At 36.4% G+C, this 15,768-nt stretch carries 14 protein-coding genes; 9 read left to right on the top strand and 5 right to left on the bottom strand.

What is annotated here, in order from left to right:
• The coding region (locus ACGH80_RS09305; protein WP_411631034.1) for a hypothetical protein at positions 1 to 666 on the top strand (666 nt) is incomplete at its 5' end.
• A gap of 343 nt (positions 667 to 1,009) precedes the next feature.
• Here the strand turns inward: ACGH80_RS09305 and ACGH80_RS09300 are convergent.
• Positions 1,010 to 1,192 carry a hypothetical protein gene (locus ACGH80_RS09300; protein ID WP_411592452.1) on the bottom strand — a complete coding sequence of 61 codons (183 nt, stop codon included), beginning with the start codon at positions 1,190 to 1,192 and terminating at the stop codon, positions 1,010 to 1,012.
• A gap of 401 nt (positions 1,193 to 1,593) precedes the next feature.
• Here ACGH80_RS09300 and glyA point away from each other — a divergent pair, with 401 nt between their 5' ends.
• Positions 1,594 to 2,850: a serine hydroxymethyltransferase gene (glyA, locus tag ACGH80_RS09295; RefSeq protein ID WP_411592454.1), complete on the top strand. Its 1,257-nt coding sequence runs from the start codon at positions 1,594 to 1,596 to the stop codon at positions 2,848 to 2,850.
• A gap of 48 nt (positions 2,851 to 2,898) precedes the next feature.
• Here glyA and ACGH80_RS09290 read toward each other — a convergent pair whose 3' ends face one another.
• Complete coding sequence (locus ACGH80_RS09290; RefSeq protein WP_411631032.1) at positions 2,899 to 5,076, bottom strand: phage holin family protein; 2,178 nt, start codon at positions 5,074 to 5,076, stop codon at positions 2,899 to 2,901.
• A gap of 57 nt (positions 5,077 to 5,133) precedes the next feature.
• On the bottom strand, positions 5,134 to 5,331 hold the full coding sequence (locus ACGH80_RS09285; protein WP_363319071.1) for an integrase core domain-containing protein: 198 nt from the start codon (positions 5,329 to 5,331) through the stop codon (positions 5,134 to 5,136).
• 143 nt (positions 5,332 to 5,474) lie between these two features.
• Between ACGH80_RS09285 and ACGH80_RS09280 the strand changes: the two genes are divergently transcribed.
• From ACGH80_RS09280 to ACGH80_RS09260, 5 genes are all read left to right on the top strand, one after another.
• A complete protein-coding gene (locus tag ACGH80_RS09280; RefSeq protein ID WP_411631031.1) occupies positions 5,475 to 5,840 on the top strand; it encodes a hypothetical protein in 366 nt (121 codons plus the stop codon).
• Between the two features lie 165 nt (positions 5,841 to 6,005).
• Positions 6,006 to 6,488, top strand: a complete 483-nt coding sequence (locus ACGH80_RS09275) for a hypothetical protein (RefSeq protein WP_411631029.1) — start codon at positions 6,006 to 6,008, stop codon at positions 6,486 to 6,488.
• Between the two features lie 434 nt (positions 6,489 to 6,922).
• A complete protein-coding gene (locus ACGH80_RS09270) occupies positions 6,923 to 7,291 on the top strand; it encodes a hypothetical protein (protein ID WP_085165057.1) in 369 nt (122 codons plus the stop codon).
• Positions 7,292 to 7,776: 485 nt separating this feature from the next.
• Positions 7,777 to 8,226, top strand: coding sequence for an SMI1/KNR4 family protein (locus ACGH80_RS09265; RefSeq protein ID WP_065610359.1), 450 nt, complete (start codon positions 7,777 to 7,779; stop codon positions 8,224 to 8,226).
• Between the two features lie 448 nt (positions 8,227 to 8,674).
• Positions 8,675 to 9,747 (top strand): IS3 family transposase gene (locus tag ACGH80_RS09260; protein ID WP_411631028.1). Its coding sequence is split into 2 segments (ribosomal slippage): positions 8,675 to 8,909 and positions 8,909 to 9,747, totalling 1,074 coding nucleotides; the frame shifts between segments, so codons are not numbered across the junction.
• 101 nt (positions 9,748 to 9,848) lie between these two features.
• Here ACGH80_RS09260 and glmS read toward each other — a convergent pair.
• Positions 9,849 to 11,681, bottom strand: a complete 1,833-nt coding sequence (glmS, locus tag ACGH80_RS09255; protein ID WP_411631025.1) for a glutamine--fructose-6-phosphate transaminase (isomerizing) — start codon at positions 11,679 to 11,681, stop codon at positions 9,849 to 9,851.
• A gap of 3 nt (positions 11,682 to 11,684) precedes the next feature.
• Positions 11,685 to 13,070, bottom strand: a complete 1,386-nt coding sequence (glmU, locus tag ACGH80_RS09250) for a bifunctional UDP-N-acetylglucosamine diphosphorylase/glucosamine-1-phosphate N-acetyltransferase GlmU (protein ID WP_411631023.1) — start codon at positions 13,068 to 13,070, stop codon at positions 11,685 to 11,687.
• Between the two features lie 139 nt (positions 13,071 to 13,209).
• Here glmU and hemG point away from each other — a divergent pair, with 139 nt between their 5' ends.
• Together hemG and typA are read left to right on the top strand one after the other, a co-directional pair.
• Complete coding sequence (hemG, locus tag ACGH80_RS09245; RefSeq protein ID WP_411631021.1) at positions 13,210 to 13,743, top strand: menaquinone-dependent protoporphyrinogen IX dehydrogenase; 534 nt, start codon at positions 13,210 to 13,212, stop codon at positions 13,741 to 13,743.
• 165 nt (positions 13,744 to 13,908) lie between these two features.
• Complete coding sequence (gene typA / locus ACGH80_RS09240) at positions 13,909 to 15,735, top strand: ribosome-dependent GTPase TypA (protein ID WP_065561705.1); 1,827 nt, start codon at positions 13,909 to 13,911, stop codon at positions 15,733 to 15,735.
• The last annotated feature ends 33 nt before the right edge of the window (positions 15,736 to 15,768 follow it).

The following is a 15,768-nucleotide window of genomic DNA, read 5'->3' as shown; positions in this document are numbered from 1 at the left end:
ATTGCTGGGGTAGATGCAAGTCAGTTGAGTTGGACGGTTACCACACGTGGTGATATAACGGCAACGGTGAGTTGGGTAAGGCCGCGTTCAGGTTCATTTATGGACCCATCATGGGGAAGTATTGTACAATATGATTCTTGGATTAGAGATAAATCCAAGAATGTAACGCGGGTAACGTTGAATGGTCCAGAGGCAAGAAGCCAGTGGAGCAATTCTAATCCTAGTCAAATTACCGTGCCATCTTTGCCACAGACATTTGAATTAATCGGTAGGGATAGAAGTGGTAATGAGGTTCGGTATGGATTTGAATTGAGGCAGTGGTTCGTCAATCGGGGTGGTCAATTGAAAACTTATAGTGACCAGTTAGCATGGTGTAATAGTTTGGGTTATCGAATGCCACGGGTAAGGGATTTAACCAATTCAAACTATAATAATTTAGGCGCAACACCTAGCTCATCAGTTAATTATTACATGCGTTATATAGGAGCAGGTTTTTTCACGGAGTGGGGCCTCATGAACTACTACGCTGATGCGGGCTTCATTTACTACAACTGGTGGACAAGCGACGCAGCAGGTAGCAATAGCTTACTTGTCAACTCGGGCGACGGCAACGTCGCCGGCTACAGTAACGGTGAGGACCATCCTGGTCTTTGTTCCGCACCTTAGCTTTTAGCGTTTAGTTCTTAATCCTTAGGGCGCGGAAGAGGGTTACGGTGCCTGAGAGGACAATATAACAAAGAATAAAGCCCCGCGGCAGTTGGGGCGTTTCCCTTAGGGTTGCGCAGTTGTGGCACAGCCACAATAGCGCCGCCCCCCTCCGCCGACGCAGAAAGCGTGGCAGGTAGTCCAGTATTACGCTGTGGCGGTTTAAAGCTGTGGTCTATTTTAGTTCGGCAAGGTTTCGGACGTATTGACCTTTGGGGAATAAAATAGCTATCTTGAATACGTCCTAGCAAGGGGAATTAGAGCGAACTCCTTTTGCAATCCCACGCTTTAGCGCATAATGTGTCTACGGCGCCCCTCCGCCGTCGATCGGTCTTAACGCACTGTTTGTGGGATTACTTGTATCATCCTGACACTCGCCTTTTCGAGACCATCTTCGCTTTGCTAAGATGGTCAAATTTGTTCCAGACAAATTTGTCAGACGTAGTACAAACTCGCCAAACATCCCTGTTTGGCGTGCTAATCTCACTCTGTTGTCGGCACATTCAGACGCCGAAACAAAACAGACAACATAACCTTGAGTGGTTTTTATAAGTTATTTTTTATAAAAAACAATACAGTTACCCTACAAAAGTTGGTTGTATAAAATTATTGATTTTATTGTTTTTTTAAATATGCTAAATAAAATCAGTATTCTTATGACTAGATTTGAATTGTTCAAATGATGCTATTAAGCAATGTTATTTATGTGAGTTATTTCTTTTAAAAGTTGCAGTACTATTTTTATTGCAATGTATTAATATTACTTATAACTCATAAAAAAAGATTGAAATCGTTTGGTTGTTAAGTAACCATATAAGTGTAATACCCATTTTTGCAAACGATAAAGCAAAATCTGACAAACTAAATAATTGATGATAAGGATCCAACATGTTTAGTAAAGATATGACTATTGCCGATTATGATGCGGAATTGTGGAATGCTATTAAAGGTGAAGAACAGCGCCAAGAAGATCACCTTGAACTGATCGCATCAGAAAACTACACCAGCCCACGAGTAATGCAAGCGCAAGGTTCGCAATTAACCAATAAATATGCCGAAGGTTATCCCGGAAAACGTTATTATGGTGGTTGTGAGTATGTTGATGTTGTTGAAAAATTAGCAATTGATCGTGCTAAGGCTTTATTTGGTGCTGATTATGCTAATGTGCAACCGCATTCAGGTTCACAAGCTAATTTTGCCGTTTATATGGCGCTTTTAAATACAGGCGATACTGTTTTAGGTATGAATTTGTCTGAAGGTGGGCATTTGACGCACGGTTCGCCCGTTAGCTTTTCGGGTAAACTTTATCATGTTGTGGATTATGGTGTTGATGATTCAGGGCGTATTGATTATGACAAGTTAGCTAAAACAGCCCAAGAATCTAAACCTAAAATGATTATTGGTGGTTTTTCGGCTTATTCTGGGGTGGTGGATTGGCAACGTATGCGTGAAATCGCCGATAGTGTGGGCGCTTATTTGTTTGTGGATATGGCGCATGTGGCAGGGCTAGTTGCGGCAGGTGTTTATCCAAATCCAGTTCCTTATGCACACGTTGTTACTACTACAACTCATAAAACTTTAGGTGGCCCTCGTGGCGGTTTGATTTTGGCTAAAGGTGGTAGTGAAGAATTATATAAAAAGTTAAATTCGGCTGTCTTTCCAGGAGCACAAGGTGGTCCTTTAATGCATGTAATTGCCGCTAAAGCAGTTGCGTTAAAAGAGGCGATGGAGCCTGAGTATAAAATCTATCAACAACAAGTGGTGAAAAACGCTAAAGCTATGGTCGAGGTGATTTTGCAACGTGGCTATAAGGTAGTTTCTGGCGAAACACAAAATCATCTGTTTTTAATTGATTTAGTCGATAAAAATATCACAGGTAAAGAAGCTGATGCGGCTTTAGGTAGTGCTAATATTACCGTTAATAAAAATAGTGTACCAAAAGATCCACAAAGCCCATTTGTAACATCTGGTGTGCGTATCGGTACGCCGGCTATTACTCGCCGAGGCTTTAAAGAAGCCGAATCGCAAGATTTAGCTAATTGGATTTGTGATGTTTTAGATAATATCGATGACGAGCAAAACATCCAAGCCGTGAAAGAAAAGGTGCTTGAAATTTGCCGTCGTTTGCCAGTTTATCAGCATTAATGGTTGTTTCATTTCGCCGACGGTTGTCGGCGAAATGGTTTTTTGCTTTTATTTACCAATATTGGCATTTGTGTCAGTTTTGTTTTGGGTTTGTGCTTGTTTGTGCTGTTCGATATAGCGGTCAAGGTAACCTTCATGCCATAACCAGCCTCCTGTAACTCCAACACCAAGTAAAATTGCTAACCAAAAAATAATAACTAATTTGTTGTGACGTTGTTTCATTGGATCGCGCAAATTACGTTTTGCATTGGTAGGGAGCTGGGCTTTGCTAGTAAGCAAGCTTCCTAGCATTAAGTTGATTTTGACTTGCCCATTAATTGCCCAACCCGATGCTTCTAGTAATGGTCCAAGTGTTCTTCGACGTAATTTTAACCATGCTAAAATAACAGAAGGTCCTGAAATAATTAGAAATAATCCAATAAAAACTAAAGGTACTTGCCACCAAGCTAGCGCAAAAATGGCTTGGAATATTGTGGCTAATGCTGTGCCGATTGCGCCAATGGCTAAACCAATTGCAGCAAAAATCCCTACACTTTTACCAATATCAAACTTATTAGCTGGATTTTGTAGTGCTTGTTCACTTGATTTTTCGACATCGACATCTTTGCTGCTTGCCCATTTGTTAATTTGTTCGGTAATCACACGCCCCATACGTTGATAAGGTGCCCAAATAGCTTGTTGGATGCTGATTGGCTTAGTGATTATTTTAACAACATTGGCATCCCAATCGTTACCTTTATTGTCAATAAACACACCATTGCGGCCTTCAATTAATAAATCACCTTGTCCTGCTGTCATTGCTGCTGCAATTAGCTGTTTTTCTCCATGTCTAGTGCATTCACAATAAAGTAAACAGAGTTCAGAATAATTTGCCATGGTTGCGTGTTTGGCAATATTATCGACCGCAACGCAAAGTGTTGCACAGCGACCATCAATGTAGAGTTCACCAAGTTGAAATGCTGCTCGTGTTTCAGGCTTAAAGAAGTCTGCAAAAGAGGCAAAGTTAACTAGCAAACGGTAGAGGTGTTTATGAAATAGAACTAATTTTTCTAACACGAGAATATCTGATGCGGATATCGGTGTTTGATTATCTTGTTCAACCATTTGCTCAAATTCAGTCAGTAAATCATTGTTAGCTAGGTTGGTAATGATGCTAATAGGAATATCATCTATACTGGCCGAAGGCTCAATTTCAACGGTTAATTGCGCCATTTCGGGCTTAGTGCTAATAAGTGTGGTATATGCTTGCAAGCTTTGTTGTATATTTTGCCATTCTTGTTGTGTTAGTTGGTCTGGGTTGGATAATGATGATTCTATTAATGTCTTAAATCGGCTGATTTTAGCTTTCCAAAGTGGATTTAGCCCATTGACTAGATCTAGAGTATCAGTTGTGTCGATTTTGGATAGCGGTAATTCGGCTAATTCTTCTTCAGATAGTAATCCGTTTTGTGTTGGTACAATATATTTTTCGTCGACATTAAGTGCCGTTTGTGCTTGAGGAGCGTATTGTGCTAATTCAGCACGTAAAAAATAATCATCAATTTTGGGTTTTAATAGCTGAATTAGTTTCCAAATTTCTGCGGTATTTTCACCAAATGGGGTTTGCGTATTACTTATTTTTGTTTGCCATTGTAACCAAGTTTGTAGATTTTCAACAAAGGTGGTTGCTATGTTTAAATCAATGCCATCTTGCCCACTCATATCTTTTTGTGCACCAGTAGTTTTGATTGCTGTTGTAATAAACATTTGCATGTTTGGTGACAATTCGCTTGATGGAGGAAAGATCAAATCACCATTATAAAGTTTGTTAGCATTGATTTTTATTGATTGTTGTATATCATCTTGTGTTAAATAATCCACGTTTTTTTTATTTAAGCTAGCTAAAATGCTTTGTGCGGTGACCGATAATTTTTTTCCTTGCGGGGTCGATGAGTTAATTTGTGATAATGGTAGTGTTTCACTTGTACTTAAGATACTATCAAATGAATTGATTTTATCGCAAGTCCAGCTAATGGCATCTAAAATATCAGGTATGCGAATACGTCCGTCATTATCTGAATCGAGTAGAGATAAGGTTCGTTCATCAAAATCCAACCCTGTTGTTGGGCAACTTAGAGCGACCCATAATTTAGGATCTAAATCAGGTAAATTAATAATATCACTGGCACTTTTAAATACGACTTGATCAAGCCCACCAACACGTTGAAATGTCCACATATGGCTCATAATAATCTCCACACAAAAATTTGATAATATCTTTGTTAAAAGAAAACAGTGGGTTGTCTACATTTCATGACTAAAATAACCCTCTAAAAACTCATAAGGCTTTTTACTGGATATCGCTTGATGAGATTTAATTGTATTATAATAGCTAATAAATCGCTTAAACTTTTGTTTTCTATTTTTTGAATCTTCGGATATTTGCTGATTATGCCATATCTCCATTAAAGTTCGTACCACTCTTTCTGCTTTTCCATTTATTTATTGGTAGTTAGGTTTAGTGGCTTTTTGGTTTATGTGATTATTATACATTTTAACAAATCGGTGAATGCTACGTTTTCTTTATGATATAGTGCTGTTGAACCGAGTGAAAAATAAAGCCTAATGGAAAAGGAGGTTGTTAAATGAATAAAATAGGAAAAGATGAATTAGTAGTTACCTCACTCTTATCTGAACTTTTAGATGATGCACTTGAATATTATAAAATTCATTTAAGTGATTCAAGTGAACCTACGAACGATGATGATCCTTTTGCAAGAGCAAGAAGTATTATCACAAAGCTATCAGATAAAGACCAAGAAAAGATTTTTAATTTTCTGCGTATAGTAATAGTAGATACAATGTCAACGATTTTTGGAACCATAGACGGTTCATGTTTTCCCCCGAATATTAGTGGTGATTTCGTTCTTGAGTATGATGGAGATGAAATACAAGGTTCATTGCAAGATGAGTTAATTGCAAAAGCAGAAGAGATTGGTGTCTATGATTAATAGCTAAAAGTAAAGAATTTATTTTATCTTTTACATTTTATTATTTATATACCAATTGCTTTTAAAATATATTTAGGTACCTAATAAACTCGCCAAAAAAAGCTCATACAAAATTATTGAAATGGTTTAATAATAAACAATCGTGTAAAATTACAAGGGGTAAAAGTGGTTAAGACAATATACGTTGATGTAGATTTTAATGGGATATTTATCCCCTTTGGGGGAAAAATAAATAATGGAGAAAATATTCTTGAAGAATTTACTACAACAGGCAAAGGTGATTCTGTGCTTGATGAAGGAATTGCCTTACCTATCATGGGTATTGATGATGGTGGCTACGTTGTTCGTTTGTTTTTAAATGAAACTCCTTGTAATGAGAATAGATCCATTATATTCAGTGATAAATATTTTTATCTTAATGTTACTGGAGATTTATATATTGCTGATATGTCAGTTTTTTGGGAGTGGGAAGAATATACTGGTTGGAATAATACCGATATTCCTAAAGGAATATATAAAGTCTGTCTGGAGGGAGTAATTTTAAAAAAAAATGAGGATATTTTTTATTGCTATGATTTGATCTTAGAAAAAGTAAGTAAAATTGGTAGAAGAGAAATTGAACCACGCTCAGATTGCAGGCTTTATTAAAAATAATCTGAGTAGAATGTCTTAATTGATGTTATAAAGAAAAATAACATGTTGATTTTCTAAATCTTATAAAAAAGCAAACAGACCACCAGTGCTATCCTTGTACCACCTTTATAACGCCCTAGCCCTACGTATCGAAAAAACATCAGATTGTTGACTGTAAGGGGAAATTTTAAGGCTAGATCAGCTTTATTCTTTAAGCAAAAAGTACCCGAGTTTGCTACTGTCGCTTATAATGCGGAAAGAAATGTTATTTAACCATTACAAAACGATTTTATAGTTTCAGTAAAAATTGTTTGATGCATATCATAGAGCATATTCAGGCCTAGATGATATTAAAGTTAATCCCAAATTTATAATTTGAGTATTTTTGTAACATACTCTAAAGTTGCTAATTTCATGAAAAGTTGGTTTAAAGAACTAGGATTAATGAAATGAATGACAAAAATCTTATCGAAATTGATGACTATTTATCTACTTCAACAAATTTCAATTTTTTAAAATTATTAGACGTTGATAATGCATTGGATTTAAGAGATGAATCCGAATTTGATTATCAGTGGATGAATGTTTTTAATTCTTTGAAAATGTGTGACTTTAATGCGAATGAAGTGAAATTTATTAATATGTTACGAGAAAAGGCTTTTAAACAATCTTTTAAAATAATTAATAATTTTGAAATATCTTCCCGAATTTCTGATGATATTGAGATAATAGCTAAGAGTTTTATTGCTAAGAAATATAAAAATTGGGCTATCACGCACTTGTGGTCAACCTATAAAAATAAAAAATTTCCAATATAATTATTATTATAACTTAATAAAAAAATTAATTATCTCTAATAAATTGCTTAGCCCATTTTATTTAATGTATTAAATCTTAGCAGCTAGACGGCGTAGACAAGGGTAATGCAGTTATCAATTATGGGTAAATGGATTCAGAAAATTGAACACCAATTAATAGAGCAAAATTTCAGGTATCATGGACAATATTTAGACGGATAAACCAGCCTGCATTACAATACTTTTAAGTATTATGAGCTGAGCATAGGTAATTTTATTTAGCTAGATTTGATTGGTTGTTGAGTGGGATTAATTTGTATCAGTATGATATTAGTAGGTTGGCTTTAGTTGTAAGTTATATAAAATTCTTCAGATATTAATCTAGGTACTTCAAAAACAGTGAATTCATCTATTTAACCAAAAATAAATGACTAGATAGGCAGTATCATAAATTTAGAAAAGGATATTGGAAATTGAAAGTATTCGATTTTAGGTAGGGTAATTATATGAGTAGTATTAAAAATCTTGTTATGCGTTTAAATCATGAGGCTCAAGATGAAGTGTATTGGCTTGGAGCTTGTGATGAATCACAAATTAATATACTTGAAAATAATTTAAAATTGTCGTTACCAAACGAGTTAAAAGAATTTATTTTATTAGTTGGTGGTGGAGGGCTTGTTGGAGAAGAATTGTCAGGTATAGTTGATAATGATGCTTTGGTTGAGTCAGGAGGCGCTATTTATTATGATACTTGCCTATGTAGAAATGAATACGCGTTACCATTAGATATGGCTGTTATTTACTTTAGAGATGATGATGTATGTTGGTGTGTTGATTGTGGAAGAAATACTTATGGAACAATAGTTAATTATGATCTTTTTTCAAGAAAAATATCAAATGTTCTCGCACCGTCATTCAACAGTTTTTTTGAGGAATATGTAAATCTACGCACATAACTTATAGCAAAAATTTTATAAAAATTAATTATTTAGTTTTTACATGTTTTATTATGAAAGTGATTCGTTTTTAGACTTTGATTGAGATAATATGGAGTCCTTTTTATTTGCTTGGACGAATGTTGTTTAACATGTTAATTAAATTAGATATCTCAAAATTATTGTTTTCTTTTATTGATAACGGTGAGTATTGCAAATAAAACGTAGCTATTCAGTGAATTATTTATACCAATTTGATTGGTAAACATCATCTTCAGGAGACTATTATATATATTTTTAGTGCTACAAAATGGTTTTATAAAATTAATGAAAACATGGTAAGGATCTTTTATGAGACAATCTGTTAATGAACTTCTTAAAATGGGGTTGTAACTATCCCCTAAAATAGTACAGCAAAAAAGTAGAAAATTCTCTATGATAAAAGAAAAGGGGATTTAATTATGAAAAAATGACTGAACATCAAATCGTGGCTATTTTAAAAGAGGCTGAAGCGGGTATTCCGGTTAAAGAACTGTGCCGTAAATATGGCATGGGTAATTCAACTTTCTATAAATGGCGAGAAAAATACGGCGGAATGGAAACTTCGGATATCAAACGCTTAAAGGAGCTGGAGGCTGAAAACCGCAAGCTTAAGCAGATGTTTTCCGAACTGAGTTTAAAATCCCAGCTGCAGGAAGAAATCATAAAAAAGCTTTAGTGCCCACAAAGGCACGTAAAACGTGGGCACAGCAACTACAACAAAATCATTCAGTTACTATTGCTATGGGTTGTGCCATTGTTGGCTTAAGCCGTTGTGCTTACTATTATCAACCTAAGTTACAGGATGATTCGGTGATTGTTTCGGTGTTGAATGCTATCACAGACCGGCATTTACGCTGGGGCTTTCCTAAATGCTTTAATCGTATCAAAAAGCTCGGCTATAAATGGAATCATAAACGGGTATATCGGGTGTATTGTGAATTAAAGCTTAATCTCAGGATAAAGCGTAAACAGCGCATTCCTCCACGAAGCCCTGAAAGACTATCAGCACCCAATAAACAAGGTGAATGCTGGTCAATGGATTTTATGAGTGACAGTAGTCGTAATCAACGTCGCTTTAGGACATTCAATGTTATCGATGACTTTAATCGTGAAGCGCTAGGTATTGATATTGCAGTAAGCTTACCAGCAGGAAGGATTACCCGTTACTTAGATAAACTGGCTGAATATCATGGGTATCCATTAAAAATACGGGTCGATAATGGGCCAGAATTTACAGGAAAAACCTTTATAAACTGGGCTAAATCACATGATATAACCATTGATTATATCCAGCCCGGTAGCCCTTATCAAAATGGCTATATTGAACGATTTAATCGTACCTATCGTACTGAAGTACTCGATTTATATCTTTTTAACAACTTAGCACAAGCAAGGAGAATAACCGAAGAATGGTTAATGATTTATAATACCGAAAGACCACATGAGGCATTAAATAACATGACACCGATTGAGTATAAAACACTAAAACAAGCAGCATGATTTTCTACGTGAGTTGTGTACTAAATTTGGGGTATTTACAAAATATTTACACTATAAGTATAACAACACAGTTAAATAAAAATAGTAAGTTGTTTGCGTATCTATTCTACCGTTACCGATTTTGCTAAATTACGAGGCTGATCGACATCGGTTCCTTTGATCAAAGCAACATGATACGCAAGTAGTTGTGTAGGTACTGTGTAATATATTGGTGCAGTAAGCTCTTCAATATGGGGTAGGTTTATAATGTGCATGGTGTCATCACTAACAAATTCCGAATCTTCTTGGGCAAAAACATACAGTTGACCGCCACGCGCTCGAACTTCTTCTATATTAGATTTTAATTTTTCTAGCATTTCGTTGGTTGGTGCCATAACAATCACTGGCATATCAGCATCAATTAATGCAAGTGGACCATGTTTGAGTTCACCAGCAGCATAGGCTTCAGCGTGAATATAAGATATTTCTTTGAGCTTTAGCGAAGCTTCCATAGCGATTGGATACTCATCACCTCGACCTAAGAATAGCGCATGATGTTTATCCACAAAATGACTAGCTAGTTTTTTTATTTGAGGTTCTGCTGTTAGCACCTGTTCAATGCGGTTTGGTAGGACTTGTAGTGCATGCACAATAGCCTGCTCAGTACTTTCAGCCATATTATTTATGCGCCCTAATTTAGCAACTAGTAGCAATAAAACCGTTAATTGTGTGGTAAAGGCTTTAGTTGACGCAACACCGATTTCAACCCCCGCCTTAGTTAATAGAACTAAATCTGCTTCGCGCACGAGTGTTGAGGCTGCCACATTACAGATAGCAAGGGTGCTTAGGTAATTATTTTCTTTGGCTAATCGCAATGCAGCGAGTGTGTCAGCCGTTTCACCAGATTGTGAAAGGGTGATAAATAAGCTATTTTTGCGACGAGCTGGATTTCGATAACGGAATTCTGATGCAATCTCGACATCACAAGGAATTCCTGCTAAAGCTTCAAACCAATAACGTGCAACCATACCTGCATTATAAGCAGTACCACAGGCAACAATTTGAACATGCTCAACCTGTTTAAGGATGGCTTTGGCTTCATCACCAAGTTCGGACAAATCAACTTTACCATGTACCATGCGGCCTTCAAGCGTATTTTTTATTGCATTAGGTTGTTCGTAGATCTCTTTTTGCATGTAATGGCTGTAGCCTGCTTTACTACCCGCATCATACTTTGCATCAGATTCTAAACATGGTCTTGCTACTTCTTGATGATTTTTGTCTAAGATTGTTACTTTTCGGTGAGTGATAAGTGCGATATCACCTTCTTCCAAATAGATGAATTGGCGAGTGACGGGTAATAGTGCTAATTGATCGGATGCGATAAAGTTCTCACCTACACCACAACCTATAACTAAAGGACTGCCTGAACGTGCCGCAACAAGTATATCTGGATTGCGAGTGTCCATAATGACTGTACCGTAAGCCCCTCGTAGTTGCGGAATAGCTTTTTGTACAGCGTCAAATAAGGAACAATCTTCTGTTGATATAATGTTATGAATTAAGTGAGCAATAACTTCAGTATCCGTTTCTGAACGAAATTGATAACCTTTGGAGATCAGCTTTTCACGTAGTGGTTCAAAATTTTCGATAATTCCATTATGCACAACGGCAATAAAACCAGATACATGTGGATGAGCATTGTGTTCAGCTGGTTCACCATGAGTTGCCCAGCGAGTATGAGCAATTCCTGTAGATCCTTCTAGTGGATGCTGTTCAATGGCATCTTTAAGTGCTTGTACTTTGCCAACACGGCGAACGCGTTGTAATTCACCTTGTGATGAAATAATAGCCAGTCCTGCCGAGTCATAACCACGATATTCTAATCGTTTTAAACCTTCTAATAATATTTCAGCAACATCACGTTTGGCGATAGCACCCACAATACCACACATATCTTATTCCTCGTTAGTTAACTTTGTTGGTCGTTTCCAACCTGTAAGTTGTTTTTGTTTTACTCGGCTTACGACCAATTCGTTCTCATTCACGTTATTAGTAACCGTTGTCCCTGCTGCAATAGTTGCCCCTTTACCCACTTTTACAGGTGCAATTAATTGCGTATCAGAACCGATAAACACATCATCTTCAATAATAGTTTTAAATTTATTTGCACCGTCATAATTACAGGTGATGGTGCCTGCACCTATGTTGACGTTACTACCAATTTCGCTATCGCCAAGATAGCTTAAGTGTCCGGCTTTGCTTGCTTGGCCTAGATGTGCTTTTTTTAATTCAACAAAGTTGCCAACATGGGCTTGTTCGTCAAGCTGTGAACCAGGTCGTAGACGGGCGAAAGGTCCGATAGTGCACTGTTTAGCGATAGTTGAATCTTCAATAATGCTATACGGACTGATTGTTGAATTGTCATCAATTGAGCAATTTTTTAAGACACAGCCTGCACCAATAAATACGTTATTGCCTAGTTTGACATTTCCTTCAATAATTACATTACAATCAATCGTAACATCTTTACCATGCGATAGTGTGCCTCGTAAGTCAAAGCGATTTGGATCAAGCAGTGTTACACCAGCTAGTAATAAATTTTGAGCTTGCAGGTGTTGATATTGTCTTTCTAACATTGCCAATTGTAGGCGATTATTAACACCTTCAACTTCAAATTGTTGAACTGGGTGCGAGGTTAAGATTTCATAACCATCTTGGTAAGCAAAAGCAATAATATCGGTTAAGTAGAACTCTTTTTGCGCATTATTATTGGTTAAACGTAATAACCAACTTTTCAATAATTTTCCGTTAACTAGCATTATGCCTGTGTTAATTTCGTTGATTTTTTGTTGTTCTGGTGTAGCATCTTTTTGTTCAATAATAGCAACAACTTTGCCATTTTTGCGTTCTATTCGACCATAACCTGTTGGCTCTTCAAGAATAACAGTTAATAAAGCGATACCTTGCTGGGGTTTACTGGCAATTAAAGTTTGTAGTGTTTGAGCCGATATAAGGGGAGTGTCGCCATATAAAATTAAGATATCTTCGTCATCTTGAATGTAAGGGATAGCTTGTTGCACTGCATGACCAGTACCTAGTTGTTCAGCCTGATATACCAGTTGCACATGTTGCTCTTTAAGCGCATCTTTAAGCTGTTGTTTGCCATGTCCATAAACAATATTGATGCGATTTGTATTAAGTTGTTGAACTGTATCAATCACATGTTGTAACATCGGCTTGGCGCCAATTTTATGTAAAACTTTAGGTAGGTTGGAATGCATCCGTGTGCCTTTTCCTGCCGCCAAAATAATTGCACTTAGCTTTGGTGGTGAAATTGCCATAATTGGTTCCGATCTGGTTGAATTAGCGTAACACTATAATCAAAATTTTTAATGAAATCATCCCCAATCTTTTAATTTTTATCATAAAAAAAGTAAAATTGATATTTACCAAAGAGTTTAACAAAAGAGGCAGCAAGTTATGAATTCCGCTATAAAAGTTTTATTACTCTATACCACACATGAAAAACAGACATTTAAGATTATGCAACGTATAAAAACAAGACTTAATGGTCGATGTGATTGTGATGTTATTGAACTGTTACCTGATACTAAAATCGATTTGACGCAATACCAAGCAGCCTTATTGGGAAGTTCCATTCGCTATGGATTTTATAGCAAATTAATGAAAAAGTTTATAAATAAGAATTATCAGCAGTTAAATAGAATGAAGTCTGGATTTTTTGGGGTAAATATGGTGGCAAGAAAACCCAACAAAAATACACCAGAAACAAATTTATATACCAAAAAGTTTTTAGCTAAAATAGCATGGAAACCAGCTTTTACTGCTGTTTTTGCTGGTGCGCTTTATTATCCTCAATATAATTGGTTTGATCGCAATATGATCCGCTTTATTATGTGGTTAGGGAAAGGTGATACTGATGTAACAAAACCAGTTATTGAATATACAGATTGGGCAAAGGTAGATGAATTTGCCAAACAGTTTTATACTTAAACGTATAGTTACCTGAAACTTTTTTACAAATAAATTGATATTTTTCTAGAGATATCAAGTGTTCAACTTCTTTTAAAGAAACTTTGTGATATAGATCAACATTTCGGCTAAAAAGGTGTACAATACTGCGCCTATAGAATCTGTCTCCTAATTGGAATTTTAATTGTGATTGAAAATTTAAGAAATATTGCCATTATTGCTCACGTTGACCATGGTAAAACGACATTGGTTGATAAGTTATTAAAACAGTCAGGTACGCTAGATAATCTACGTGGTGACGATAACGAACGCATCATGGACTCTAATGCGCTCGAAAAAGAGCGAGGTATTACCATTTTAGCTAAAAATACCGCTATTGATTGGAATGGTTACCGAATTAATATCGTTGATACCCCAGGACATGCTGATTTTGGCGGTGAAGTTGAACGTGTTATGTCTATGGTTGATTCTGTATTATTGCTCGTTGATGCAATGGATGGACCAATGCCTCAAACACGTTTTGTAACGCAAAAAGCATTTGCTTATGGTTTAAAACCGATTGTGGTTATCAATAAAGTAGACCGACCAGGAGCTCGCCCTGATTGGGTGGTTGACCAAGTGTTTGATCTGTTTGTTAATTTAGGAGCTACTGATGAACAGCTAGATTTCCCTATTGTTTATGCTTCTGCATTAATGGGTATTGCGGGCTTAGATCATGAAAATATGGCTGAAGATATGACGCCACTATTTGAAGCGATTGTTAAACATGTTGAACCACCAAAAGTGGATTTAGATGGTCCATTCCAAATGCAAATTTCTCAACTTGATTATAATAATTATGTTGGCGTTATTGGTATTGGTCGTATTAAACGTGGTCGTGTTAAACCAAATCAACAAGTGACTATAGTTGATAGTGAAGGTAACAAACGTACAGGTAAAGTAGGGCAAGTACTAGGTCATTTAGGGCTACAACGTTATGAAGCTGAAGTTGCCGAAGCGGGTGATATTATTGCATTAACTGGTCTTGGTGAACTCGGTATCTCTGACACGATTTGTGATAATAGTTGCGTTGAAGCTCTGCCGGCATTAACTGTTGATGAACCAACAGTAACTATGTTCTTTAATGTTAATAGCTCACCATTTGCTGGTAAAGAAGGTAAATATGTAACATCTCGACAAATTCTTGAGCGTTTAAATAAAGAGCTTGTACATAATGTTGCGTTGCGCGTTGAAGAAACTCCAGATCCAGATGCGTTTAGAGTATCAGGTCGTGGTGAATTGCATTTATCAGTACTCATTGAAAATATGCGCCGTGAGGGTTATGAGTTAGGAGTTTCTCGTCCTAAAGTTATTTTTAGAGAAATTGACGGTAAAAAACAAGAGCCATTCGAGCAAGTTACCCTTGATATTGAAGAACAACATCAAGGTTCAGTAATGGAAGCTCTTGGTTTACGCAAAGGTGATCTAACCAACATGTTACCAGATGGTAAAGGTCGTGTGCGTTTAGATTATGTCATTCCAAGTCGTGGACTTATCGGTTTCAGAACTGAATTTATGACTATGACTTCAGGTACAGGTTTACTTTATTCTACATTTAGTCATTATGATGATATTCGCCCAGGCGAAATTGGTCAGCGTAATAATGGCGTAATGATTTCTAACGGTACAGGTAAAGCATTGGCATATGCGTTATATGGTTTACAAGATCGTGGTAAGTTATTCCTAGGCCATGGTGCTGAAGTATATGAAGGGCAAATCATTGGTATACATACTCGTTCAAACGATTTAACTGTTAACTGTTTAACGGGTAAAAAATTGACTAATATGCGAGCATCAGGTACCGACGAAGCAACAACACTTTCACCACCAATTAAAATGTCATTGGAACAAGCGTTAGAGTTTATTGACGATGATGAATTAGTTGAAGTAACACCGTTATCAATCCGTCTTCGTAAACGTCATTTGACGGAAAATGACCGAAAACGTGCATTTAGAAGTGGTAACAAAGACTAATTAATATTAGTTCTATCGTAATATGAAAACCTC

Origin of the sequence: Gilliamella sp. BG1, assembly GCF_046635625.1 — a bacterium.
Classification (GTDB): Bacteria; Pseudomonadota; Gammaproteobacteria; order Enterobacterales; family Orbaceae; genus Gilliamella; species Gilliamella bombi.
The sequence above is the reverse complement of the archived record's forward strand: the minus strand, read 5'-3'. Positions and strand labels throughout refer to the sequence as shown.